Origin of the sequence: Candidatus Symbiopectobacterium sp. NZEC127 (genome assembly GCF_025962675.1) — a bacterium.
GTDB lineage: Bacteria > Pseudomonadota > Gammaproteobacteria > Enterobacterales > Enterobacteriaceae > Symbiopectobacterium.
On the sequence record NZ_JAGFPG010000002.1, the window covers coordinates 91,331 to 115,514 of the forward strand.

General features: G+C 54.5%; 22 protein-coding genes and 1 other RNA gene. 14 read left to right on the plus strand and 9 right to left on the minus strand.

The features are described from left to right. The first annotated feature begins 3 nt into the window (after positions 1 to 3). From arcB to J5069_RS10530, 4 genes are all read left to right on the plus strand, one after another. Positions 4 to 2,352 carry an aerobic respiration two-component sensor histidine kinase ArcB gene (gene arcB, locus J5069_RS10515; RefSeq protein ID WP_264643859.1) on the plus strand — a complete coding sequence of 783 codons (2,349 nt, stop codon included), beginning with the start codon at positions 4 to 6 and terminating at the stop codon, positions 2,350 to 2,352. A 342-nt stretch (positions 2,353 to 2,694) separates the two neighbouring features. Then, positions 2,695 to 3,348, plus strand: a complete 654-nt coding sequence (elbB, locus tag J5069_RS10520; protein WP_264644360.1) for an isoprenoid biosynthesis glyoxalase ElbB — start codon at positions 2,695 to 2,697, stop codon at positions 3,346 to 3,348. Beyond that, positions 3,345 to 4,079, plus strand: a complete 735-nt coding sequence (gene mtgA, locus J5069_RS10525) for a monofunctional biosynthetic peptidoglycan transglycosylase (protein ID WP_264643860.1) — start codon at positions 3,345 to 3,347, stop codon at positions 4,077 to 4,079. Before elbB ends, mtgA begins: the two co-directional genes overlap by 4 nt. Positions 4,080 to 4,179: 100 nt before the next feature. Then, the gene (locus J5069_RS10530) at positions 4,180 to 5,448 is read left to right on the plus strand and encodes an alginate lyase family protein (protein WP_413542232.1); all 1,269 of its coding nucleotides are present in this window, start codon (positions 4,180 to 4,182) and stop codon (positions 5,446 to 5,448) included. Between the two features lie 61 nt (positions 5,449 to 5,509). Here J5069_RS10530 and dolP read toward each other — a convergent pair whose 3' ends face one another. From dolP to J5069_RS10550, 4 genes are all read right to left on the minus strand, one after another. Beyond that, a complete protein-coding gene (dolP, locus tag J5069_RS10535) occupies positions 5,510 to 6,082 on the minus strand; it encodes a division/outer membrane stress-associated lipid-binding lipoprotein (RefSeq protein WP_222159233.1) in 573 nt (190 codons plus the stop codon). An 11-nt stretch (positions 6,083 to 6,093) separates the two neighbouring features. Continuing rightward, positions 6,094 to 6,684 (minus strand): DnaA initiator-associating protein DiaA, encoded by a 591-nt coding sequence (gene diaA / locus J5069_RS10540; RefSeq protein WP_195314305.1) that lies wholly within the window; start codon positions 6,682 to 6,684, stop codon positions 6,094 to 6,096. Between the two features lie 155 nt (positions 6,685 to 6,839). Further along, entirely contained in the window at positions 6,840 to 7,193 is a 354-nt protein-coding gene (locus J5069_RS10545; protein ID WP_264644362.1) for a YraN family protein, read from the minus strand. Beyond that, the gene (locus J5069_RS10550; RefSeq protein ID WP_264643861.1) at positions 7,190 to 9,169 is read right to left on the minus strand and encodes a penicillin-binding protein activator; all 1,980 of its coding nucleotides are present in this window, start codon (positions 9,167 to 9,169) and stop codon (positions 7,190 to 7,192) included. The genes J5069_RS10545 and J5069_RS10550 overlap by 4 nt, the downstream gene beginning before the upstream one ends. 62 nt (positions 9,170 to 9,231) lie before the next feature. On the opposite strand from J5069_RS10550, the gene rsmI reads away from it, so the two are divergent. The 5 genes from rsmI (at position 9,232) to J5069_RS10575 (ending at position 14,527) form a co-directional block, all read left to right on the plus strand. Continuing rightward, positions 9,232 to 10,125, plus strand: coding sequence for a 16S rRNA (cytidine(1402)-2'-O)-methyltransferase (rsmI, locus tag J5069_RS10555; protein WP_264643862.1), 894 nt, complete (start codon positions 9,232 to 9,234; stop codon positions 10,123 to 10,125). Between the two features lie 19 nt (positions 10,126 to 10,144). Then, positions 10,145 to 10,523: RNase P RNA component class A (gene rnpB / locus J5069_RS10560), an RNA gene on the plus strand. Between the two features lie 488 nt (positions 10,524 to 11,011). Further along, positions 11,012 to 12,631 carry an ABC-F family ATP-binding cassette domain-containing protein gene (locus J5069_RS10565; protein ID WP_264643863.1) on the plus strand — a complete coding sequence of 540 codons (1,620 nt, stop codon included), beginning with the start codon at positions 11,012 to 11,014 and terminating at the stop codon, positions 12,629 to 12,631. Between the two features lie 160 nt (positions 12,632 to 12,791). After that, positions 12,792 to 13,577: a 4,5-DOPA dioxygenase extradiol gene (gene ygiD / locus J5069_RS10570; protein WP_264643864.1), complete on the plus strand. Its 786-nt coding sequence runs from the start codon at positions 12,792 to 12,794 to the stop codon at positions 13,575 to 13,577. A 218-nt stretch (positions 13,578 to 13,795) separates the two neighbouring features. Continuing rightward, entirely contained in the window at positions 13,796 to 14,527 is a 732-nt protein-coding gene (locus J5069_RS10575; RefSeq protein ID WP_264643865.1) for a hypothetical protein, read from the plus strand. Positions 14,528 to 14,607: 80 nt separating this feature from the next. On the opposite strand, the gene J5069_RS10580 is transcribed toward J5069_RS10575, so the two are convergent. The 4 genes from J5069_RS10580 to tolC all read right to left on the minus strand — a co-directional run bounded on the left by J5069_RS10580 (position 14,608) and on the right by tolC (position 18,750). Beyond that, a complete protein-coding gene (locus tag J5069_RS10580; RefSeq protein WP_264643866.1) occupies positions 14,608 to 15,138 on the minus strand; it encodes a tetratricopeptide repeat protein in 531 nt (176 codons plus the stop codon). A gap of 160 nt (positions 15,139 to 15,298) precedes the next feature. Further along, positions 15,299 to 16,459: a glutathionylspermidine synthase family protein gene (locus J5069_RS10585; RefSeq protein WP_264643867.1), complete on the minus strand. Its 1,161-nt coding sequence runs from the start codon at positions 16,457 to 16,459 to the stop codon at positions 15,299 to 15,301. 11 nt (positions 16,460 to 16,470) lie between these two features. Then, positions 16,471 to 17,139 (minus strand): DUF1190 family protein, encoded by a 669-nt coding sequence (locus tag J5069_RS10590; RefSeq protein WP_264643868.1) that lies wholly within the window; start codon positions 17,137 to 17,139, stop codon positions 16,471 to 16,473. Between the two features lie 231 nt (positions 17,140 to 17,370). Continuing rightward, a complete protein-coding gene (gene tolC, locus J5069_RS10595) occupies positions 17,371 to 18,750 on the minus strand; it encodes an outer membrane channel protein TolC (RefSeq protein ID WP_264643869.1) in 1,380 nt (459 codons plus the stop codon). Between the two features lie 287 nt (positions 18,751 to 19,037). On the opposite strand from tolC, the gene nudF reads away from it, so the two are divergent. The 5 genes from nudF (at position 19,038) to parE (ending at position 23,571) form a co-directional block, all read left to right on the plus strand. Then, entirely contained in the window at positions 19,038 to 19,670 is a 633-nt protein-coding gene (gene nudF, locus J5069_RS10600) for an ADP-ribose diphosphatase (protein ID WP_264643870.1), read from the plus strand. Positions 19,671 to 19,674: 4 nt separating this feature from the next. Beyond that, entirely contained in the window at positions 19,675 to 20,127 is a 453-nt protein-coding gene (locus J5069_RS10605) for a DUF1249 family protein (protein WP_264643871.1), read from the plus strand. A 16-nt stretch (positions 20,128 to 20,143) separates the two neighbouring features. Beyond that, positions 20,144 to 20,977 carry a 3',5'-cyclic-AMP phosphodiesterase gene (gene cpdA / locus J5069_RS10610; protein WP_264643872.1) on the plus strand — a complete coding sequence of 278 codons (834 nt, stop codon included), beginning with the start codon at positions 20,144 to 20,146 and terminating at the stop codon, positions 20,975 to 20,977. After that, entirely contained in the window at positions 20,977 to 21,558 is a 582-nt protein-coding gene (gene yqiA, locus J5069_RS10615) for an esterase YqiA (RefSeq protein WP_264643873.1), read from the plus strand. The genes cpdA and yqiA overlap by 1 nt, the downstream gene beginning before the upstream one ends. 117 nt (positions 21,559 to 21,675) lie before the next feature. Beyond that, on the plus strand, positions 21,676 to 23,571 hold the full coding sequence (parE, locus tag J5069_RS10620; protein WP_264643874.1) for a DNA topoisomerase IV subunit B: 1,896 nt from the start codon (positions 21,676 to 21,678) through the stop codon (positions 23,569 to 23,571). Positions 23,572 to 23,576: 5 nt separating this feature from the next. Here parE and J5069_RS10625 read toward each other — a convergent pair whose 3' ends face one another. Continuing rightward, positions 23,577 to 24,107 carry a GNAT family N-acetyltransferase gene (locus J5069_RS10625; protein WP_264643875.1) on the minus strand — a complete coding sequence of 177 codons (531 nt, stop codon included), beginning with the start codon at positions 24,105 to 24,107 and terminating at the stop codon, positions 23,577 to 23,579. Between the last annotated feature and the right edge of the window lie 77 nt (positions 24,108 to 24,184).

The following is a 24,184-nucleotide window of genomic DNA, read 5'->3' on the forward strand; positions in this document are numbered from 1 at the left end:
TCTATGAAGCAGATCCGGTTGTTGGCGCAGTACTACGTCGATTTGATGGTAAAGCTCGGGCTGGTGCGTTTTTCACTGTTGCTGGCCTCGGTGCTGGTGCTGCTGGCAATGGCCGTGCAGATGGCAGTCACGCTGCTGCTGACCGGCAAGGTCGAAGACATCGATGTGGTTCGTTCGGTGTTTTTTGGCCTGTTAATCACCCCCTGGGCGGTTTATTTCCTCTCCGTGGTGGTGGATCAGTTGGAGGAGTCGCGCCAACGGTTAGCCAAGCTGGTGGCGAAGCTGGAGGAGATGCGTCTGCGCGACCAGACGCTGAACGAGCAGCTAAAGGGCAATATTGCCCAGTTGAATCAGGAGATTGCCGATCGCGAAAAAGCGGAAGAGGCGCGCCTGATGATGCTGAGCAAGCTCAAAGAGGAGATTGCCGGACGCGAACAGGCGCAGGTGGAGCTGGAGCAGCAATCAGCGCTGCTACGATCGTTTCTGGATGCCTCACCGGATCTGGTTTACTACCGCAATGAAAATAAAGAATTTTCCGGCTGTAACCGCGCCATGGAACTGCTGTTGGGCCGCAGCCAGAAACAACTGGTGGGCCTGACGCCAAAAGACGTTTACACCCCCGATGTGGCAGAAAAAGTGATGGAAACGGATGAGAAAGTGTTCCGTCACAACGTGTCGCTCACCTATGAACAGTGGCTGGTCTATCCCGACGGGCGTAAAGCCTGTTTTGAGCTGCGCAAGGTGCCTTTCTACGACCGAATGGGCAAACGACATGGGCTAATGGGTTTTGGACGCGATATAACCGAGCGTAAGCGCTATCAGGACGCGTTAGAGAATGCCAGTAGGGAGAAGACCACTTTTATCTCAACGATCAGCCACGAGCTTCGTACGCCGCTTAATGGCATTGTTGGCCTCAGCCGCATCCTGCTCGATACCCACCTGGACGCGGAACAAGAAAAATACCTCAAAACCCTGCATGTCAGCGCCATTACGCTGGGCAATATCTTTAACGACGTGATCGAGATGGACAAGCAGGAGCGCCGCAAGGTGCAACTGGATAATCAGCCTATTGATTTCATTGGCTTCCTGGCGGATTTGGAAAACCTGGGTGGCTTGCTGGCGCAGCCGAAGGAGTTGCAACTGGTGGTTGAACAACATCCGCCACTGCCGCAGCGGGTGATTACCGATGGCACGCGTCTGCGCCAGATTCTGTGGAACCTGCTCAGCAACGCGGTGAAGTTTACCCAGAAAGGAAAAATCGTGGTGCGTGTCTCGCATGATGCGGACAGTCTGCTGCGTTTTGAAGTCGAAGACTCCGGCATGGGTATCCCTGAAGACGAGTTGGAGAAAATCTTCGCCATGTACTATCAGGTAAAAGATAAACATGGCGGTAAACCGGCGACTGGTACCGGTATTGGCCTGGCGGTCTCCAAACGTCTGGCGCAGAACATGGGCGGCGATATTCATGTCACCAGTACGCAGGGCAAAGGCTCTTGCTTTACGCTGACGGTGACCGCCCCGGCGCTGGAAGATGAGGTGATCGTTGGCGGTGAGGATGAATTGCCGTTACCCGCGCTCAACGTGCTGCTGGTAGAGGATATCGAACTGAACGTGGTGGTGGCGCGTTCGGTGCTGGAGAAACTGGGCAGCAGCGTGGAAGTGGCGATGACCGGGCAGGAAGCGCTGACGATGTTCGATCCGGACGAGTTTGATCTGGTGTTGCTGGATATCCAACTGCCGGACATGACCGGGCTGGATGTGGCGCGCGAACTGCGTAAAAAATATGCCGGGCAAGATTTGCCGCCGCTGATTGCCTTAACGGCTAACGTGCTGCGCGATAAAAAAGAGTATCTCGATGCGGGCATGGACGATGTGCTGAGCAAACCGCTGGCGGTGCCTGCATTAACCGCTGTTATTAAACAGTATTGGGACTATCAGGATGAGCCTGAGCAGGCCATCCCCGATGCGTCGGAGCAGGAACCGGTTCGAGAAGCGTTGCTTGATATTCCCATGCTGCAACAATATCTCGATTTGGTCGGACCGTCGCTGATCCACCAGAGCGTGGCGATGTTTGAGCAGATGATGCCTGGCTATCTCGCGGTGCTGGATTCCAATATGACCGCGCGCGATCAGAAAGGCATTGCGGAAGAGGGGCACAAAATCAAAGGTGCTGCCGGTTCCGTTGGGCTGCGCCATCTCCAGCAGGTGGCACAGCAAATCCAGACCACGACGCTGCCCGCCTGGTGGGACAACGTGCAGGAGTGGATTGACGAACTGAAACACGACTGGCAGCACGATATTGACGTATTGAAAGTCTGGGTTGCCGAACAGGAAAAACGCGCCCGCAAATAGCGGGTGCACGCAAGCTCGGTGCGCTAATGCGTGGTGTGAACAGCGTGAGAATGTGGGCGGGAAGAATTTTTCAGGGGCCTAAAAAAAAATGACCCCGACCGAGGCCGGGGTGCGCGAATTATGCGCCAACACCAGGGAAACTATGCACCTGCTTGATAATTCTCAGCAGTTTCAGTTAGCAGGTGCGAGTATTCGCAACGTCGTAAGGTGACGAACCGCTCAAGCAACAAAATAGCAAATGCAGAAATCTTTGTTACAAGAATCATTAAAATGTGTGATGTAGATTAGTGTTTGTCAATCAAAAAATCAATTAGTTGATGTAATGAAATGAAGGAAAATATGATGAAACGAGTCGGCATCGTTCTGAGCGGTTGCGGCGTCTATGATGGCGCCGAAATTCACGAAGCAGTGCTGACGCTGCTTGCCGTCGATCGTGCGGGGGCTCAGGCGGTATGCTTTGCGCCAGATAAGCCGCAATTTCATGTGGTTAATCACCTGACGGGTGAAGTAACTGGTGAGAATCGCAATATTTTAGTTGAGTCCGCGCGCATCACCCGTGGGAACATTCAGCCACTGTCGCAGGCGGATGCCAGCCAATTGGATGCGTTAATTGTTCCCGGCGGTTTTGGTGCGGCGAAGAATCTCAGTGATTTCGCGACCGAAGGCGCGGCCTGTCAGGTTGATGAATCATTGGCGTTACTCACGCAAGAAATTTATAAGCAGAACAAACCAATTGGTTTTATTTGCATCGCCCCGGCGCTGTTGCCAAAACTGCTGGGGGAGTCGGTAAGAGTTACAATTGGAAATGATATCGATACCGCAGAATGCATAGAACAGATGGGTGGTACGCACATTGTTTGCCCGGTGGATGATATTGTGGTGGATGCGCAGCACAACGTGGTGACGACGCCGGCTTACATGCTGGCGAATTCCATTAGCGAAGCGGCCAAAGGCATCGATAAACTGGTTGAACGTGTTTTGGGCTTTACCGAATGAGAGGGTGGGGCAAAAAACGCGGTGTGATCCCTGGGATAAAACGCTGGGTAATTCGCGGCGTCCTCTCGTTGCTTGGCCTGTGGCTGGCGGGGATTATTCTGTTCGCGTTTTTGCCGGTTCCTTTTTCTGCCGTGATGGCGGAGCGGCAGGTGAGCGCCTGGCTGAGCGGTGATTTTTCTTACGTTGCGCGCTCGAGTTGGGTGTCGATGGATGAGATAGCGCCGGTGATGGCGCTGGCGGTGATCGCCGCTGAAGATCAGAAATTCCCGGAACACGCCGGGTTTGATATGGACGCCATCCGGGCAGCGCTGGCGCACAATGAGCGCGACGGTGTGCGGGTGCGCGGTGGCTCGACGCTCACCCAGCAAATGGTGAAAAACCTGTTTCTGTGGGATGGCCGAAGCTGGTTGCGTAAAGGGCTGGAAGCAGGTATCACAGTGGGGGTTGAGCTGGTCTGGACCAAACGGCGGATTTTGACGGTCTACCTGAATATCGTGGAGTTCGGGCCGGGCATTTTCGGCGTGCAGCAGGCGGCACAGCACTTCTTCAACAAGCCTGCCAGCCGTTTGACGGCCAGTGAAGCGGCGCTGTTGGCGGCCGTGTTGCCGAATCCGATTCGCTTTCGGGTTAATGCGCCGTCACGCTATGTGAGCCAACGCCAGCAGTGGATATTGCGTCAAATGTCCCAGATAGGGGGCGAAGCGTTTTTGCGGACTAACGGACTGCGTTGAAGGCTGACTTGCCCTGTGCCGTTCGTGCGTTTGACTATCGTTGAAAGGGGAAGTTATGCGAGTGGTGATGTTTAACAGGCTGGCAAGCGTGTGTGCGCTGATGCTGTGGGTGATTGGCGGTGTCGTCATGCAGGCACAGGCGCAGGAACGTCGCGACGATCCTTACGCGTTTCTGCAACAATCGGTGCTGACGACGGTCAAGCAGCAACTGCGGCAGGGCACTGAGAAACCGCAAACGCGACTCGCTTACACCGAACTGATCGCTCAGGCAGAAAAAGCGCTCAATAAACCGAACCCGAGTGTGACGGAAAAGGGTATGACGCCACCCAGTGGCTCTAAACACGATTATATGAGCCTCAGCGTCTACTGGTGGCCCGATAGCAACAAATCTAATGGATTGCCTTGGGTGCGCCGTGACGGCGTTATAAACCCTGTCAGCAAGAGTGATGACATCGACGGCGTTCGCTTGGAGGATTTTACCGATCAGGTGTACACGCTGACGTTGGCCTGGTACTTCTCCGATAACGCCGCCTATGCCGATAAAGCGATTTCGCTGATTCGCACCTGGTTTATCGACCCTGAAACCCGCATGAATCCTAACCTTGATTTTGCCCAGGGCGTGCCAGGCATTGCGCCAGGACGCGGGGCGGGCGTGCTCGACGGGCGCTACTTCTCCACCCGCATTGTGGATGCGCTGATTATGCTGCGTGATTACAACGGGTGGAAAAAAGAGGATGACGCGCAGATGCGTGAGTGGATGACAGCCTATCTGGGATGGTTGCAGACCAGCAAGCTGGCGAAGCGGGAATCGGAGGCGAAGAACAACCACGGTAGCTGGTACGCCGCGCAGGTGGCCGGTATTGCCTGGTATCTCGACAAGAAAGACCTGGTCTCTGCGATGGCCGCGCTACAGCGCACCAAGCTGAATCACCAGATTCAGGATGACGGCGCGCAGCCGGAAGAACTTTCTCGCACCCGTTCCTTCCACTACAGCTATTTCAACCTGCAAGCCATTACCAACATGGCGGTATTGGCAGACAAGGTGGGCGAAGATCTGTGGCGCTATCGCACGCCGCAGGGCAGCGGTATCGCTACCGCCTTTAATTTTCTGGCCCCTTATCTGGACAAAGACAACCGCTGGCCTTACAAATCGCTCGATCAAAAAGGCGCGCGTTTAATTCCTCTGATGCTGCGGGTGGATGAGGCCAAGGGCAATACGCGTTACCGTAATCGCATTGAAAAGGCCGGGTTTTCTACCTTTCTGTCCGGCATGACGCGTGACAAGCAGGATGTTGGCGGCGAAATCGGTCAGGAGACGCGGCGCGATGTGTGGCTGCTCTCTTCGCTGGCCAGCGCGCCCGGTGCGTAATCGGGATATTGGACAATGAAAAAGGGTGCCGAGGCACCCTTTTTCTTGCGACGATGTGCGATTATTCCAGGAAGGTGAACGCCGTCGTTACGTGTTTAACGCCACTCACTTTGCTGGCAATCTCAGCAGCGGAACGCCCTTCGCGCTGAGTGACCAGACCCAGCAGGAAGACTTCACCGTTCTCGGTCGTCACTTTCACATTGGATGATTTTACCGTGTCGGTGGCAAGTAACTGGGAGCGAACTTTGGTGGTGATCCAGGTATCCATGGACGCGGTGCCCATCGAGACCGGGGTGCCTTTACGGATCTCGTTATAGACTTCCGTAGCGCCATCTACACCCATGGCTATTTGTTTCGCCCGGCTGGCCAGATCGGTAGTGGGCGCCTGCCCAGTCAGCAATACTTTGCCCTGATAGGCTGTCGCCACGATGCGTGCGTCTTTGGATAACTGCTGATCTTTGCTGATGGCGTTGGAGACACGGACTTCCAATGTACCATCATCCACCTGCGTGCCTACCGAGCGTGGATCGGTCGCAGTCTTGGTTGCAACAGCACCGCCTACGGCAGCGACGCCAATACAACCTTGCAGCAACAGGGCGACAGACAGCACGGCAAATGCAGAACATATCCTCATGGGGGTGCTCCTTAATCGTTCTGGTGTGGGAAAAGGGAATTATCAATCAAATCGCACAGGCAATTAACGGTCAGCATGTGCATTTCCTGCACGCGCGCACTGCGATGTGAAGGTATACGGATTTCAACATCTTGCGGGCCAAGCAGACCGGCCAGTTCTCCGCCGTCGTAGCCGGTCAGCGCGACTATCGTCATATCACGCGTCACCGCGGCTTCCACCGCTTTCACAATATCGCGGCTGTTGCCTCGGGTGGAGATCGCCAGCAAAATATCGCCCGCTTGCCCGAGTGCACGCACTTGTTTTGCGTACACTTCTTCATGCAGGCGATCGTTCGCTATCGCGGTTAAGACCACATTATCCGCATTTAGTGCAATCGCCGGTAAACTGGGGCGCTCCGCTTCAAATCGGTTGATCATACTGGCGGCAAAATGCTGTGCGTTAGCGGCGGAAGTCCCATTGCCACAGCACAGGATTTTGTTACCGTTGAGTAATGAGTGCACCAGTGCAGTGGCTGCTCTGGCGATCGCATCGGGTAGGGCTTCCGCTGCGGCGATTTGTGTTTGAATACTTTCGGTGAAACAGACTTTTATTCTATCCAGCACGGTGCATTAACCTATTTTCCAAGCGATCCATTGAGCAATATACCCGTTATACTTCCTTCACGTTGCGGGTGCGTTGGCGGTATTTTGTCCTGCAATTCGCATTATTTGGGCATCGCGATCTTATCTCTGACAACGACACCGTCCAGATGCGGTGTTTACGCGCCAAAGGCGTTTGGCAACCAATCATAGTGTTCGCCGGTAATCGCCAGTATATCGAATCGGCAGCTTGTCGTGTCAAAACTCTGCTGTCGCTGCGCCAGCCACAGCGCGGCGGCCAGCAATAACCGCCGTTGCTTGCGCGGCGTCACACTCTCCGCTGCCGAACCAAATTGCGCATTTTTGCGGTAACGCACCTCGACAAAGACCCAGGTGTGTCCATCCCGCATAATCAAATCCAACTCACCGCCGCGATAATTCACGTTGGCGGCAACGAACGTCAGCCCGGCCTGTTGTTCCAGATAGAGCCGGGCCTGTTGTTCATAGTGTGAGCCTGTCGCTCGCCGATTCAGGGAACCGGCACCAGCTGACCCTGGCGATATTGCAGCCAGGTTAATTGGCGATTGATAACGCAATCTGCGCTGGCGGTTAACGTGCCCGTTGCGCCGGTAATTTGCTGACCAGACGACTGACGCAAATCGGCAAAGTGGTTCGCCAGCGCCCAGGCATCCATCCCCATGGCGTAGAGGCGTACCAGCGAATAATCATTCTTGAACTGACTAGACACTTGTTGCATCAGCGCCGGGTTGCTGCCCGCCAGCAAGGGGATCTCACTGAACTGAAGGCCTTCCATTTCAAGACGGAAATCTGGCCCCAGTCCTGCCTGGAAGCTACGCGAGCTGGCGTATAACGCCGGGCGTGACTGCGAGGTGGTGCGCATATCGATCATTGGTTTAATCAGCGCCAATTCATCCGGCGTCGCCAGAATGTAAACCGCGTCGACATTGCCGCTGCCGCTGGTGCTGACCGTCGGTTCAATCTGTGCCGGAATGGTTAACCCGCCGATGGTGGTGCCCGGCTGTGCGGCCGAGGACATCACATTGACCGGCTGGCCGTTCAAACTCAACCCTGCACCGCTGTTGATAGCCTGTTTCAGCTCTGCGGTATTGCCAAAACGTTGTTGCAGCAGCGAATTGCCGCCCTGGCTTTGCCAGGCTTGGGCAAAGGCGTTAATCACGCGATCGCCCAACGCGCCGCGTGGTACCAGCAGCAGCGGCTGTTGTTTGCCCTGACGGTGAATAAATTGCGCGGCGTCACGCGCTTCATCTTCCGGTGACAGGGCGAAAAAGCACATGTTGGGGGTGTTTTGCACATGCTCGGGCTGATTGAGCGCCAGAATGTTCACGGTGGTTTGCTGACTGGTAAGTTGCTCAACGTCGTTTTTCAGCAATGGCCCAACAATCAGTGATGCGCCATCCTTCTGCGCTTGTGCCACCAGATTCGCGATGGGCTGAGACGTGGTGTCGTAGACTTTTACCGGCACGCTGCTAGCGGCTGCCGGCGTGGCCGTGGGGGCTACACTGGCGGCGGCATACGGAGCACTGATTGAGGTTACCGCCCCGTTGTCTGTTGCTGCGGAGGCCGTATCGGCAGGGGCGCTGTATGCCATGCTGGCCTGACCGCTTTTCGCCGCATTAAAACCCAGTTGGATGGCATTGGCGAACACCTGTGCCTGACCGTTGAGCGGCAGCAGCAGGGCGACGCCACTGCCGACACCGCCACCGGCGACCGGCAAGGCCGTCTGACCCGATGCCAGCGGCGTCGGCAGCGTTTGTGCCGCCGGGTGGCGCGGGTAGCGCGTTTGCCAGTCGCTGAGCGCGGTTTTCAACTGATCGCTCGACTCACGGTTGTTCTGGTAAGTGGTGAGCAAATCCATCCACCCGGCCAGCACGTTTTCGTTGGCGTTAATCAGCACGGTACTGGCTGCCTGCGCAGACATCTGCGTCAGGGCAACCCAGGTCTGATCGATATTCTTTTGATGCTCATCGCCTTTGAGCTGCGGCTCTTGGGCGATATAGGCGCGCAGCAGATCAGCAGAGGGCTGGCCTTGATGTGCGTTGATTTGCGCCTGATAGTAACGCGCCTGTTGATCGGCGGAGAGTGCGCTGACGTCCAGCCCTTGCAGTGCGCTTGCAGTGCCGTTGCTGTCGTTGTTGGCGGCAGCAATTTCCGCTTTCAGCAGTTGCTGTTCACGCTGTTGCGGTTGTGCCAACTGCGCAGGCAGCGCGTTGAACTGCTCGGTTGCCTGAGGGAGCTTTCCTTCCTGAACCAGGGCACGAATCGCAAGTAATTGCCAGCCAGCCTTGTTATTATCTCGGCTTTGCTCCATTTGTTGCAGGTAGTAGTAAGAGGAGGCTCCGGCCTGACCTTGAACATCAGGTGTAGGCGGCTGTGGCGCCTGGCCTGGACATCCCGCAAGAAGCAGCGCCGCGAATAACACAGACGCGATACGCCCTGTTTGCGAACGGATGAAATGATTGGGAAGCATACTGTATCCAGTGGTTTTTTTATAAAGATGCTCAATATTAAATCGGCAACCCGGATGAAACAATGAATCATGAACAACAAGCAGACATTTCTGCATCCACGCTTTACATTGTGCCAACGCCCATTGGCAATCTGGGCGATATTACGGAACGTGCGTTAAGCGTACTGCGTGGCGTGGATGTGGTTGCCGCGGAGGATACGCGCCATACCGGCCTGTTATTGCAACATTTTGCCATTAGCGCGCGCTTATTTGCACTGCACGATCACAACGAGCAGCAAAAGGCCGATCATCTGCTGGCTAAGCTTCAGCAAGGACAATCCATTGCGCTGGTCTCCGATGCCGGGACGCCGCTGATTAACGATCCCGGTTACCATCTGGTGCGCCGCTGTCGTGAAGCGGGCGTGCGCGTGGTGCCATTGCCGGGGCCGTGCGCGGCGATCACGGCGCTGTCGGCGGCGGGCATTGCCTCAGATCGTTTTTGTTACGAAGGGTTTCTGCCCGCGAAAACCAAAGCGCGGCTGGATCGCCTGCTGCAACTGTCTGAAGAGACGCGCACGCTGATTTTCTACGAATCCACCCACCGCTTGATTGACAGCCTGGCCGATATGGCAACGGTGCTGGGGGATGCGCGTTATGTGGTGTTGGCGCGTGAGCTGACTAAAACCTGGGAGTCAATTCAGGGTGCCCCGGTGGGTGAACTGCTGGCCTGGGTGAAAGAAGACGAAAATCGCCGCAAGGGCGAGATGGTGCTGATCGTAGAAGGCTTCCAGCCGGATGAGAGTGTGCTTTCAGCGGAAGCGCTGCGCACCCTGGAGCTGTTGCGCGCTGAATTGCCGCTGAAAAAGGCCGCGGCGCTGGCGGCGGAAATCCACGGCGTGAAAAAGAACGCACTGTATCGCTATGCGCTGGCGCAAAATGCGGCGGATGACGACGCAGAGGATGACAACCAAGACTAATTCGCCTATCATTCGCGCCGAAGTTGACCAGACAGTCGCCGCTTCATGGTTGTCCCTTTCGGGGGATACGCGTGGAGGGGAGGAAAGTCCGGGCTCCATAGGGCAGGGTGCCAGGTAACGCCTGGGAGGGTAAAACCTACGACCAGTGCAACAGAGAGCAAACCGCCGATGGCCCACGTAAGTGGGATCAGGTAAGGGTGAAAGGGTGCGGTAAGAGCGCACCGCGCGGCGGGTAACCGTTCGCGGCACGGTAAACTCCACCCGGAGCAAGGCCAAATAGGGGTTCACATGGTACGGCCCGTACTGAACCCGGGTAGGCTGCTTGAGCCAGTGCGTGAGTGCTGGCCTAGATGAATGACTGTCCACGACAGAACCCGGCTTATCGGTCGACTTCACCTCTTACAAAACCCCGCTTCGGCGGGGTTTTTGCGTATAGGCCCCGGTGGAGATGAATGACTGTCCACGACGCTTTTTATGAAAGAAAGCGGCTTATCGGTCGACTTCACGTCTTAAAAAACCCCGCTTCGGCGGGGTTTTTGCGTATAGGCCCCCAGTGGGGATGCATGACTGTCCACGACACTTTTTATGAAAGAAAGCGGCTTATCGGTCGACTTCACGTCTTAAAAAACCCCGCTTCGGCGGGGTTTTTGCGTTCAAGGGCCTGTACCTGAATGCATGACTGCCCGAGTGCTTATCTATCTCATTGCTCAACGAGATAAAAATTAACCTTGAGTCAGATCCTGCGGTCCGCTAACCTTTGCCGCGACGAACTTCTCGTCTCACCGGAGCGCACACGGAAAATGAACAAACACGACTGATGAATTCGGATCCTTGCTAACGCGAATGCGTTATCGGGGATGGTTATTGATTTCATTCAGGAGTGCTTATGGCTCATTGTGCGCAATCCCCTTGTTTTATTTTGCATCAGGTCACCTGCCAATTTGCGACCGGCTTGACGCTTTTCGGCCCGCTAACTCTGTCGCTTGATTCCACATTATGCGGTTTGGTCGGACGTAACGGCTGCGGAAAAACATCGCTGCTACGTCTGCTGGCAGGGTATGAATCCCCCGCTTTCGGTCAAATTGAACGTGTGAGTTCTCTGACTTATGTTGCTCAGCAGCATAAGATTTTACCAACGACAACGCTGGCTGAACTGCTGGGTTATCGGGATATTTTTGCCGCGCGTCAGCGTATTGAATCAGGCGACTATCAGCCGGAAGATCTCGAACATCTGGACGGTGCTTGGGATTTACAAGAGCGTTTGGCGGCAGCGTTTGCCGAAGCCCATTTGCCTGCGTTTGTTTCTGATAAACGTGCTGCTGAACTGAGCGGCGGTGAACGCGTGCGGGCACTGTTGTGCGCGGCGTTTATGGCTGATGCTGACTATTTACTGCTTGATGAACCGACTAATCACCTCGATCGCCAGGCGAGGTCGTGGTTTTACGACAAGCTTTCCCAGCAACGCGGCGGCGCATTAGTGGCAACGCACGATCGTGAACTACTGGCGATGATGCCACGCATTTTGGAACTGACCCCGATGGGTCTGCGTCACTATGGCGGCAATTATGATGACTATCAGCGTCAGCGCCAGACCGAGCAGCAGGCTGCTCAGGCGGCATTGGAACATGCTACCACCGAGCGTCGGCGCACCCGTATGCGTTTGCAAAAAGAGCATGATGCCAGCCAGCGGCGTTCGGCGCAGACCTTACGCACGGTAGATTCACTAAATATTGCATCCTTTGAGCGGGTGCAATACAAAGCGGCGGCAAAAGCGCGTTTAGGTACGCTGCGTAAGCAACACCGTGAGCAAAATGATGTGCTTAATGCCGCTGTCTGTGAGATGCGGGGAAGGGTAGAGGAAGATAGCCCGATATTATTCACGCTGCCAGGCAGCCATGTCGCCCCCAACAAACCGGTACTGGTGATGGATCGCCTCGTATTGCCCCATATCGCGAATTCTCCTTTCAACTGGCGGATGGATGGCCCGATGCGGGTAGCGCTGCGCGGGCCAAACGGCTGTGGCAAATCGACCATGCTCAAGGTGATGATGGGCGATGAAACGCCGGTCTGTGGTGACTGTCGCGTTTCAGTTATCACGGCTTATCTTGATCAGCATTTGTCGCGTTTAGATCTCTCGTTGTCGGTGCTGGCGCATCTGAATACCGACGATACGCCGCTGGAGGAGGGGGTCTTGCGTACCCGACTGGCGCAACTGCAACTGGGTGCTAATAAGGTGGGTTTACCTCTGACGGCGTTGAGCGGCGGTGAGCGCTTGAAGGCGGCGCTGGCTTGCGTGCTGTGGCGCCGTGATGCTGCGCAATTGCTTCTGCTGGATGAACCCACCAATCATCTCGATCTGGCGTCAACGCAGGCGATTGAGGCCGCGTTGTCCACGTTCCCGGGCGCAATAATTGTGGTATCGCACGATGAAGCCTTCCTTTCTGGTTTGAGGCTTACGCACAGTCTCGAATGGCGGGAAACGGGGTGGCAGTGTGAACGAGCATAGCGAAGGTGCTGACGTCAAGATTACGGGGGACTACACGTGATGATTCAAATTTATTGATGTTCTTCATCACCCGCCGGTGACTTTCTCCCGGCGAAAAAGGGCGTAGAGTAATCCTATCGAGTGCACCGGCACATCAATATGACTCACTAAGGATACTTCTATGAACACTTCCCGGATGCCCGCACTGTTTCTCGGCCATGGTAGCCCGATGAACGTGTTGGAAGAGAATGAATATACGCGCGCATGGCGTCAGTTAGGTGAAACCCTGCCGCGCCCGAAAGGCATTATCGCGGTCTCGGCTCACTGGTATACCCGTGGCACGGCGGTAACGGCGATGGAAAAACCGCGCACCATCCACGATTTTGGCGGTTTTCCGCAGGCGCTGTTTGATACCCAGTATCCGGCACCGGGATCGCCTGAATTGGCGGAGCGCATTCAACACGCGTTGGCACCGCTGCCGGTGATTGCTGACCACGAGCAGTGGGGGTTTGACCACGGCTCCTGGGGCGTGTTGATCAAGATGTACCCGGATGCGGATATTCCTGTGGTGCAACTGAGCGTGGACGGTACGCAATCGGCAGAGTATCACTACCAATTGGGCACCAAACTGGCAGCGCTACGCGATGAGGGCTATATGATCGTCGCCAGTGGTAACGTGGTGCATAACCTGCGTATGGTGAAATGGGATGGCGATGCCACGCCTTATGACTGGGCGGTTTCCTTCAATCAGTTTGTGAAAGACAACCTGAACTATCAGGGCGATCACCACCCGCTGGTGGACTTTATGCAACATAAAGGGGCGGCGTTATCGAACCCGACGCCCGACCACTTTTTACCGCTGCTCTATGTGCTGGGCAGTTGGGATGGCGAAGAACCCATCACGGTGCCTGTCGATGGTATTGTGATGGGAGCCTTGAGTATGTTGTCGGTACAAGTAGGCAGTTAAGTTTGAGCATCGGGCCCGCGTTTATACGCGGGCTTTTTTTTGGCCGATGCATCAAATGCAGTGATTGATTAGCCGGGATGCTAATCGTGGACGGTATTCTCAGCGATAATAAGTTATATGGTGATCAAACCATGGTGGCGTATAGGGTTATAACCTGGTGGCGGGCCAACCTGATGTTTATATTATGAGATTTTAATTAATCACGTAGAAGAAATAAAATGTCAATAAACATAAATGGCTATGAACTTAATTACTCCAGGGTTTCCCATCTATTGAGTGGCAATCGATATGAAGCCACACATATGGGGTTATGGGACAAATTTAAAGACCTGTTTAGAACAGAAAAAAAAGAACACGCCATACAAACCTTATATAACATTCTTTATCAGGATAGAGCCCCTTGTCAGGGAGTTGAAAGCAGTGATGGCGTTGATATTCCTTCTAATCACTGGTACGGCGTCATTTCCGTTTTTGAGAAACTTAAGTCCTACGCGGGCGAAGCACACAAGGATCGCTTTCATAGCGAATTTGATACGGATACTAGAACGATCACTCTCTCAATAGATAATCATATTATTAAAAAAATAAGGATGGATATTATGTTGAGCGATATCGCTATTGATGGACGGTATTTCATTGCTGACTATCAGAATATCCTTCGTTCGACGCATTCCAGAAGTAGCAGTCTGGGGAGCTTAAAAGAGAATAACGAGAGCTTTATTTTTCATGATTTTTACTCTAGGTTTCCGAAACTCCATAACATATTATTGTCATGCAAAATGAATGATTTTGACATGATGGGATCTATTATGTCCGATTTGACCCAAAACAGATTAATGAGCAGTCAGATGGCACTTAATCTTATGGAGATGCAAAAACATCTCACTGAAAAATTATCGTGTGAGCAACCCGTCAGTGCGATTAAGGGAAGACGGCCTCATTCTCTTTAGTACAGGTTAGGGCTTAAATAAGCCCACATACTGTGGGCTTGCCTAACGACTCACACTCTTCGTTTACTGGTGTGAACGCGTTAGCCGTTTTTAAGTGAGTCTACAATATCCTGCGCTGTTTTTTTGTGGCTCTCTGATGCTTTGGCATTGTTCAGCAGGCGGTTTGCCCAAAACGCCGACGCTTTTGCATCCTTCTTCAACGCTTTGCCATCGGCGAGCAGGCTTGCCAGCGCCATTTGCGCGATAGGTAAATTGGCATCGGCCGCTTTGGTCAGGTACGCCTGTCCCTGCTGTGGATCGTGTGGAATTCTTTTCGAGGTGAAATAGATTTTGCCGACAGCAAACTGCGAGGGGACATGCCCACCATCCGCAGCGCGTTTCAGCCATACAAATCCTTCTTTCCAGGCACTGTCTGAGCCACTGGTAGTCAGGTTGTACGCCAGGCGGTTCTGCGCTTCAAGATCGCCCTGTTCTGCACGTTTTACCAGATCGGTATCTTCATCGTAGATGGCTTTAACATCGGGAGGCAGAGAGGCGGTGCTGGCGGCATGGGCAGTAAACAGGGTGCTGACGGCGCAAAGCAGCAGCGCGGACAGAAGTCGCTTTTTCATAAAAGTCCTTTTTCGATGATGTAAATATCGCTATTGAGTATCGGCGAAGAGAGCTTGTTCTTTAATCTTTTCAGGAATTAATTCAATTACATCATGATATTAGTGAGGTATGGTTAAGAAAAAAGCCACCGATTTCAGTGGCTTTTCTTGACTGCGAGAGTCAGTCCAGAATGATATGTGGGTAAAAGCGTGACAGATCCTGAGTGATCAGTTCGCGATCTTCGCGCAGGCCAATGCCGCACGGCTGATCGTTGATCAGCCAACTGCCGATCACCGTATGGCTGTCGCCAAAGGTTGGCAGTGGGTAGTACTGCTGAACGATCTTGCCTTCTTCACCGTAGGGGCCGTCAACGGTGGCGATCTGCTGGCCATTTTTCACGATCTGAATATTGGCACCTTCACGTGAGAACAGCGGTTTGACTACGTAGCTGTCGAGTGGTGGGTGATCGTCACCGGCAAAATAGGCGGGCAGCAGGTTGGGATGGTTGGGGAACATTTCCCACAGCATCGGCAGCAACGCCTTGTTGGAGATGATGCTTTTCCAGGCCGGTTCCAGCCAGCGCACACCCGCATCTTCCAGCTTGGTGGAAAATATTTCGCGCAGCATGAATTCCCACGGGTAGAGCTTGAACAGGTTGCCGATCACCTGATTTTGCATATCGGTGAACTGGCCTTTTTCACCCAGCCCAATCTCTTCCATAAAGAGGAATTCTGTGGGCAGGCCTGCTTCCAGCGCGCAATCCTGAAGGTATTGCACCGTGCCGCGATCTTCTTCAGTGTCCTGACAGCAGGCCATATGCAGCAGGCCGAAGCCGTGATTGAGGCGCAGTTCTTCAAAGCGGGCGATCAGCGCTTCCTGAATGCTGTTGTACTGATCGGCATTCTGCGGCAGCTTTCCGGCCTCTTTCTGATCTTCCAGCCACAGCCATTGAAAAAAGGCCGCTTCATACAGCGATGTCGGTGTATCCGCATTGTTTTCCAGCAGCTTGGCCGGGCCTTTTCCGTCATAGACCAGATCGAGGCGCGAGTAGAGCGAAGGCTGCTGGCTGCGCCAGGAGCTTCTGACAAATTCCCAGGTATGCTTGGGAATGCAGAATTTAGTCATTAGCTCATCGCTGCCGACCACCTTTTCGACCACTTGCAGGCACATCTGGTGCAGCTCTGCGGTCGCGGCCTCCAGCTCTTCAATCTGCGCCAACGTGAACTGGTAGTATGCATTTTCACACCAGTAGGGCTCGCCGTACATGGTGTGAAAGTTGAAACCAAACTCTGTAGCCTTTTCACGCCAATCCGGGCGTTCGGCGATATCAACGCGCTTCATGCTTATGTTCCTTAGCCACCCATACTGCGAGAAGAGGAACTGGAACCGGTGCTGGCGCTGCTACGTTGCATGCTGGTCTGCTTGGCGACGCTTTCGCCAAAACCACCGCGGGTGATGGTGTTGGTGGTCGCGGGTTTAGGTGCCAGAGCTGTTTTGGGTACGGTAACGCTACGACCGGAGGTGGCAGCCCCGTAGCTTTTACCGCTGGCGTCAACGAACTGGCCGTTGGCCGGGCTTGCCGGAGAGCGGGAAGAGAACAGCGGCTGCTGAGCAAAGCCCGCGCCACCGCCCATCATGCGGCCCATCATATAACCGGCCATCAGCGGCATCCAGGAACTGCTGGTTTGCGTTGGTTGCGCGGCGACGCCTGCCTGAGCGGGGACTGGCGTACATTGCGCTTCGCCAAACTCTGCAACGCAGTCTTCTTTGCTGGCGTATTTCGGTGCGGTTTTTTCGGCTTCTTTCAGCGCGTTGTTGTACGCCGTGGTGCACTGCGCGCTCATGGACGGGTTCGCCGTCGAACAGTCATCCGCATTTTGATACATCGACACGGTTTCGTCGGTCTGCTCGCAACCGGCCAGAATAAAAGCAGCGCCGATCGCAAGCGCGACCGGTGCCAGACGATAAGTGCGCCACCCTTTTCGGAAAGCGTCCTTCTGTATGTTTTCTGTACGTTTCATATGGTTATCCCAGAGGGTAAGGCGTCAATGCCAAAGGTGTGCCAAGTCTGCATTAGCATAGGGGATGGCTGGCTGAATTTAAAGCATTACGCTTGCCAGAACGTCTGCTCTTTACGTTGCTATACATTTTATTGCGCGTTCGGACCGCTTGGCATAAATCCGAGGCAAACAAAAAGGAGATACGCTAAGTATCTCCTTAAGGTCGTTAACGGTCTGACGGGGTCGACGTCATTAGCCGCGCGGCGCTCTCGGCTCCGGTGCGCTGCTGTCAGTAAAGACCGGTGAAGTGGAAACGTCCTGACCTAACGCGCCGTTCAGCGCCTGCAAGTCGTTTTCATTCAAGGTGCCCAACGCTGACTTGATGTTCAACTGGTTGATCAGGTAGTCGTAACGCGCGTTAGAAAGCTGCTGCTTGGCGTTATATAACGTGGTAGTCGCATCCAGCACGTCGACAATGGTACGTGTACCGACCTGATAGCCTGCTTCCATCGCATCCAGAGAACTTTGCGCTGATACTTCGGCCTGCTTGTAAGCGTTGATGCTGCTGATCGAGGCAGAAATATTGTTGAACGAGGAACGCACGGTTTGCACCACGGAACGGTGTGCGCTTTCCAGCAGTTCACTGGCGCTGACGAAGCTGTGCTGTGCCTGTTTCACACGTGAGCTGGTGGCACCACCGCTGTAGAGCGGCACGGTTAATGACAGGCCGATTTTATTTTGGCCTGCATCGATCTCCGATGCTGTCTTATTTGCACCAGAATTGCGCGTATTGCTGACGCCGGAGGAGGCCGTCAGATCCAACGTTGGCATATGACCGGTTTCCGCTGAACGAATCTGCTCACGCGACAGATCCTGGCTGAGACGTGCGGACAGCAGGCTCAGGTTATGGCTTTCCGCGTCTTTCAGTAAGGTGGCGATCGCCCCCGGTTTCTCGGTGGAGAAACGGGAGATGTTCAGCCCCGCCAGTTGCGGATAGAAATTACCGCTGACCTGACGCAGATTTTCCAGCGCGTTATCCAGCGTGTTGCGTGCAGATACTTCGCTGGCCAATACGCTGTCGTATTGGGCACGGGCGTTCTGTACGTCGGTGATAGCCACCAAGCCGACATTAAAGCGCTGGGTGGTTTGATCGAGCTGGCGGTAAATGGCCTGTTTCTGGGCGTTAACGTAGGAGAGCGCGTCAATGGCGCGCAGCACGTTGAAATAGGCGGTAGCGGTCGTGAGGATCAGTGACTGTTGGGCCGTCTGGTAGGTCACGTCTTGAATGCCTGCCTGCTTTTCTTGCAGCGTCAGGGCACGCCATTTCGACATATCAAACAGGGTCTGGGTCAACTGTAAGGAACCGCTGATAGCATTGCTGTTGACGCCGTCTTGCGCACCGCGAAAGTTGTTGGTGTAACCGTAGTCACCGCCAAGCCCGAGCTGTGGCAACAGGGGGCTGCGCGCCTCGTTGATTTTCTCGAAGGCGGCATCACGGGTGGCAGCCGAGCTGCGCAAATCCGGGTTAGTGGTTTTAGCTTGTTGATAGACCTGTAACAGATTTTCCGCGTGACCCACGGCGCTAAAGCCGCTCAGGCTCAGACCAATAAGAAGAGGGAGCAATTTCTTCATGTGCATTCCTTGTTGTGCAGCTAAGGCAACGATGTAGCGGAGATAGCGCTGTCAAAAAACGAATCCGGCAGATTCTATCAGAATGTGCCAATAGGATAAGTTGGCTGAACGTGCCATCTTCCCCCTGACCGACCCCATTAGGGGGTTTAATTTGCTCTCAGGCCCTAACGTTTGGTCAAATAGGTGTTGTACTAATCCAATTTATCACAAAGCATCGCAAGTATGATGTCCATCATGATACATGAGACACGTCTACATACCTGCTATTGCTCGCAAGGAGTTGAGGTATGGCTGTGTCTGTGTCCCATCCGGCGACTTTCCATAAAGACGATGTAGAAATTATTGCACGAGAGTCACTGTACGATGGTTTTTTTTCGCTGGAGCGTTATCGTTTTCGTCATCGGTTGTTTAACGGTGGAATGAGCGGTGAAGTCAGCCGGGAAATTTTGGAGCGTGGTCATGCGGTTGTGTTGCTGCCCTACGATCCGGTGCGCGATGAAGTGGTGCTGATTGAACAGATCCGCATTGCCGCGTATGACACCAGCCCGAGTCCGTGGCTGTTTGAACTGGTGGCCGGCATGATTGAACCGGGTGAGAGCCTGGAAGCGGTGGCGCGACGGGAAGCGCAGGAAGAGGCCGGTCTCAACGTTGGGCGCTGTAAGCCGATTATCAGCTATCTGGCGAGCCCAGGCGGCACCAGTGAGCGTCTGGCGGTGATGGTGGGCGAAGTGGATGCCCGTGCCGCACAGGGCATTCACGGTCTGGTCGAAGAGAATGAAGACATTCGGGTGCACGTTGTCAGCCGCGAACAGAGCTATGCCTGGGTGGAGAGTGGAATTATTGATAACGCGGCGTCTGTCATTGCGCTGCAATGGTTGGCGTTGCACCATACGCAATTGAGACAGGCGTGGACGGAGTAAGCTGATGAAACGCTACACCCCGGATTTTCCGGCCATGATGCGGCTGTGCGAAATGAATTTCGCACAATTACGCCGTTTATTGCCGCGAAAGGATGAAGTCGGAGAAAGTGCGGTTTATCATGTAAATAGTGCGAGCTATCGTTTAACGATAGTGGAATCCACGCGTTATACCTCATTGGTTGAAATCCAGCAGATTGCGCCCGCCGTCAGCTATTGGAGCCTGCCAACGTTGAGCGTGCGGCTCTACCACGACGCGCTGGTTGCGGAAGTGTGTGCCAGTCAGCAGATCTACCGTTTTAAAGCACGTTATGATTACCCGAATAAAAAGTTACATCAACGTGATGAAAAGCATCAAATTAATCAGTTTCTTGCTGATTGGCTAAGGTACTGCCTGGCGTATGGTTTTACATCGGCACCGCTCAATGCCGATTCCAGTCTGTTAGACAGATTTCAGTAACCAAGGATACTATTTTTTGGAAAGTCTGCTGAAAGTTCCTGTGGCGAGTGGGGCCAGAATCAGGATTTTGCAAATAACCGATACCCACTTGTTTGCCGGCGAGCACGAGACGTTGCTCGGCGTGAACACATACCGCAGTTACCATGCCGTGCTGTCTGCCATTCAAGCGCAGGGGCCGGGGCAGGATGTTGACCTGATTGTGGCAACGGGAGATCTTGCTCAGGATCATTCGCAGGAGGCCTACCACCATTTCACGCGCGGCATTGCGCAGTTATCCGCGCCTTGCGTGTGGCTGCCGGGAAACCATGATTTCCAGCCTGCGATGGTGGATGTGCTGGCACAGGCCGGCGTAGCCCCTTCCAAGCACGTGCTGCTGGGTGAATCGTGGCAGATTATTTTGTTGGACAGCCAGGTGTTTGGCGTGCCCCACGGCGAGTTGAGCGAATATCAACTTGAGTGGTTGGAGCGCAGCCTGCTGCGTTTTCCAGAGCGCCATACGCTGTTGCTGTTACATCACCATCCGCTGGCTTCAGGCTGTACCTGGCTCGATCAGCATAGCCTGCGTAACGCGCACCATCTGGATGCGGTGCTGGCGCGTAATCCGCAGGTGAAAAATGTGCTGTGCGGGCATATTCATCAGGAGCTGGATCTCGACTGGAACGGACGCAGGCTGATGGCGACGCCCTCCACCTGTGTGCAGTTCAAACCGCACTGCACCAACTTTACCATCGACGATGTCGGCCCCGGCTGGCGTTATTTGGATCTGTTATCGGACGGTTCGCTGGAGACGCGCGTCTACCGTCTGAACGGCAGAGAGTTTTTGCCCGATATGGATTCGGACGGCTATTAATGCCTACGCTACTCTACCTTCACGGATTCAACAGTACGCCGAAATCGGCGAAAGCGACGGCGCTGGCTGCATGGTTGGCGCAACACCATCCTCACATCGAGATGTTGGTGCCGCAACTGCCGCCCTATCCAGCGGAGGCGGCGGATTTGTTGGAGTCACTGGTGATGGAGCGCGCGGGGCATCCGATCGGTCTGGTGGGCTCATCGCTGGGCGGCTATTACGCCACCTGGCTGTCACAATGTTTTACCTTGCCCGCCGTTGTCGTCAATCCGGCGGTGAAACCCTTCGAACTGTTGCTGGAACATCTCGGCGAATATCGTAACCCCTATACAGGTGAAGAATATGTGCTAGAGTCTCGGCATATTTACGACCTGAAAGTGATGCAGATTGAATCACTCGAGGCGCCGGATTTACTGTGGTGTTTGCTCCAGACAGGGGATGAAGTGCTGGATTATCGGCAGGCTGTGGCGTATTACACGGCGTGCCGCCAGACGGTGGAATCGGGCGGGAACCACAGTTTTGTTGGGTTTGAACACCATTTTGACCCTATTGTGCGTTTCCTTGGATTGAGCGACGATTGATCCGTTCTGTACTGCACTGTCCTGACTGACACGGACAACGACAACGCGTCGTCCGCGGGCAGTGCATCCTCTCAGCGCCATTCCGTTTTACACATTTAAACAACGACTAACGCGAATATGAGTCAATCAAGTTATAACGCTGACGCCATTGAGGTGCTCAGCGGCTTAGAACCGGTGCGCCGCCGTCCTGGGATGTACACCGATACCACACGCCCCAACCATTTGGGGCAGGAAGTGATTGATAACAGCGTCGATGAAGCGCTGGCGGGTCATGCGCGCCGTGTTGACGTGATCCTGCATGAAGATCAGTCACTTGAAGTGATTGACGATGGCCGTGGCATGCCCGTGGATATCCACCCGGAAGAAGGGGTGCCCGCGGTTGAGCTGATCCTGTGTCGCTTGCACGCCGGGGGGAAATTCTCCAATAAAAACTACCAGTTCTCCGGTGGTTTGCACGGCGTAGGGATCTCCGTAGTGAACGCGCTATCTTCACGCGTGGAAGTGACCGTGCGCCGCGACGGGCAGGTTTACGATATAGCCTTCGAAAACGGCGAGAAGGTGCAAGAGTTAACCGTGAGCGGCACCTGCGGGCGACGCAACACCGGCACCAGCGTGCATTTCTGGCCGGATGCCAGCTTTTTTGACAGCCCGCGTTTTTCTGTCTCGCGCCTGACGCATTTATTGAAAGCCAAAGCGGTGCTGTGCCCCGGCGTGGAAATCACGTTTAAAGACAAGGTCAACAATACCGAACAGCGCTGGTGCTATCAGGATGGTCTGAACGACTACCTGTGCGAAGCGGTTAACGGCTTGCCGACGCTGCCGGAAAAACCGTTTATCGGCGCTATCGCGGGCGACACCGAAGCGGTGGACTGGGCGCTGCTGTGGCTGCCGGAAGGTGGCGAACTGCTGACGGAAAGTTACGTCAACCTGATCCCCACGGTGCAAGGCGGGACGCACGTTAACGGCCTGCGTCAGGGTTTGCTGGATGCCATGCGCGAGTTTTGCGAATTCCGCAATATTCTGCCGCGCGGCGTGAAGCTCAGCGCTGAGGATATCTGGGAACGCTGTGCCTACGTGCTGTCGGTGAAGATGCAGGATCCGCAGTTTGCCGGGCAGACCAAAGAGCGCCTTTCTTCACGCCAGTGCGCCGCGTTTGTGTCGGGCGTGGTGAAGGATGCGTTTAGCCTGTGGCTGAACCAGAACGTGCAAGCGGCTGAAATGCTGGCCGAATTGGCGATTTCCAGCGCCCAGCGTCGCATGCGTGCGGCCAAAAAAGTGGTGCGCAAGAAATTGACCAGCGGCCCGGCGTTACCGGGGAAACTGGCGGATTGCACCTCACAGGATTTAAATAAAACCGAACTGTTCCTGGTGGAAGGGGATTCTGCGGGCGGTTCTGCGAAGCAGGCGCGTGAACGTGAGTTTCAGGCCATCATGCCGCTCAAAGGCAAGATCCTCAATACCTGGGAAGTCTCTTCCGATGAGGTGCTGGCCTCACAGGAAGTGCATGACATCTCTGTCGCGATCGGTATGGATCCAGACAGCGACGATCTCAGCCAGTTGCGCTACGGCAAGATCTGTATTCTGGCGGATGCCGACTCGGACGGCTTGCACATCGCCACGCTGCTGTGTGCGCTGTTTGTGCGCCATTTCCGTCCGTTGGTTGCCGGTGGTCACGTGTATGTCGCGATGCCGCCGCTCTACCGTATCGATCTGGGCAAAGAGGTGTACTACGCGCTGGATGAGGAAGAGAAAGCCGGCGTGCTGGAGCAGCTTAAGCGCAAGAAGGGCAAGCCTAACGTTCAGCGCTTTAAAGGGCTGGGCGAGATGAACCCGCTACAGCTGCGCGAAACCACGCTTGATCCCAATACCCGCCGTCTGGTGCAGCTCACCATCAGCGAAGATAACGTCAATGAAACGCTGGCAATGATGGATATGCTGCTGGCGAAGAAACGCTCTGAAGATCGCCGCAACTGGCTGCAAGAGAAGGGCGATCGGGCGGATATTGAGGTGTGATGCCGCTATCGCGTGATACGGTATAAGCAGAACCGCTCCAACGCATGACCCGCTGGTATTTTGGGATAGTTAAAATCATCACCGGTGTTGGTCATGCCTGCTTTTATCATCACGCGCTGTGACGCCCTATGTTGCAGCGGGGTATACGCGTAGACCGCAGGTGCATCGAGTTGCTCAAAGGCATAGCGAATCGCGCGTTTTGCTCCTTCCGTGGCATAGCCGTTTCCCCAATGCTGCGCCTGCAAGCGCCAGCCCGCTTCGATAAGCGGAGCATGAGGAATGCCGCTCTCTTCTTGCTGTTTATGCAAACCAATAAACCCAATAAATTCGCCGCTTGATTTCAATTCCACAGCCCAGAAACCCCAGCCTTTGTTGGCAATATGCCTGCTGATACGGCCAGCCTGTGCATCGCTTTCCTCACGCGACATCAGCTCAGGGAAATAGCGCATCACTTCCGGGTCGGCATTCAATTGGGCAAAAATGGGGTAATCTTCATCGCGCCACTGGCGCAGAATCAATCTCTCCGTCTCGATCATGGTGATTTTTCTCCTTATTCACGCTCAAGGCTAACAAATCAATGTGAAAGACGCTGACAGCCTTCATGGCTTCACAG

Excerpts from the sequence above, each read along its gene's own strand:
- arcB (WP_264643859.1), top strand. The coding sequence starts at position 4 with ATGAAGCAGATCCGGTTGTTGGCGCAGTACTACGTCGATTTGATGGTA.
- elbB (WP_264644360.1), top strand. The coding sequence starts at position 2,695 with ATGAAACGAGTCGGCATCGTTCTGAGCGGTTGCGGCGTCTATGATGGC.
- mtgA (WP_264643860.1), top strand. The coding sequence starts at position 3,345 with ATGAGAGGGTGGGGCAAAAAACGCGGTGTGATCCCTGGGATAAAACGC.
- J5069_RS10530 (WP_413542232.1), top strand. The coding sequence starts at position 4,180 with ATGCTGTGGGTGATTGGCGGTGTCGTCATGCAGGCACAGGCGCAGGAA.
- dolP (WP_222159233.1), bottom strand. The coding sequence starts at position 6,082 with ATGAGGATATGTTCTGCATTTGCCGTGCTGTCTGTCGCCCTGTTGCTG.
- J5069_RS10550 (WP_264643861.1), bottom strand. The coding sequence starts at position 9,169 with ATGCTTCCCAATCATTTCATCCGTTCGCAAACAGGGCGTATCGCGTCT.
- rsmI (WP_264643862.1), top strand. The coding sequence starts at position 9,232 with ATGAATCATGAACAACAAGCAGACATTTCTGCATCCACGCTTTACATT.
- J5069_RS10565 (WP_264643863.1), top strand. The coding sequence starts at position 11,012 with ATGGCTCATTGTGCGCAATCCCCTTGTTTTATTTTGCATCAGGTCACC.
- ygiD (WP_264643864.1), top strand. The coding sequence starts at position 12,792 with ATGAACACTTCCCGGATGCCCGCACTGTTTCTCGGCCATGGTAGCCCG.
- J5069_RS10575 (WP_264643865.1), top strand. The coding sequence starts at position 13,796 with ATGTCAATAAACATAAATGGCTATGAACTTAATTACTCCAGGGTTTCC.
- J5069_RS10580 (WP_264643866.1), bottom strand. The coding sequence starts at position 15,138 with ATGAAAAAGCGACTTCTGTCCGCGCTGCTGCTTTGCGCCGTCAGCACC.
- J5069_RS10585 (WP_264643867.1), bottom strand. The coding sequence starts at position 16,459 with ATGAAGCGCGTTGATATCGCCGAACGCCCGGATTGGCGTGAAAAGGCT.
- J5069_RS10590 (WP_264643868.1), bottom strand. The coding sequence starts at position 17,139 with ATGAAACGTACAGAAAACATACAGAAGGACGCTTTCCGAAAAGGGTGG.
- tolC (WP_264643869.1), bottom strand. The coding sequence starts at position 18,750 with ATGAAGAAATTGCTCCCTCTTCTTATTGGTCTGAGCCTGAGCGGCTTT.
- nudF (WP_264643870.1), top strand. The coding sequence starts at position 19,038 with ATGGCTGTGTCTGTGTCCCATCCGGCGACTTTCCATAAAGACGATGTA.
- J5069_RS10605 (WP_264643871.1), top strand. The coding sequence starts at position 19,675 with ATGAAACGCTACACCCCGGATTTTCCGGCCATGATGCGGCTGTGCGAA.
- yqiA (WP_264643873.1), top strand. The coding sequence starts at position 20,977 with ATGCCTACGCTACTCTACCTTCACGGATTCAACAGTACGCCGAAATCG.
- parE (WP_264643874.1), top strand. The coding sequence starts at position 21,676 with ATGAGTCAATCAAGTTATAACGCTGACGCCATTGAGGTGCTCAGCGGC.
- J5069_RS10625 (WP_264643875.1), bottom strand. The coding sequence starts at position 24,107 with ATGATCGAGACGGAGAGATTGATTCTGCGCCAGTGGCGCGATGAAGAT.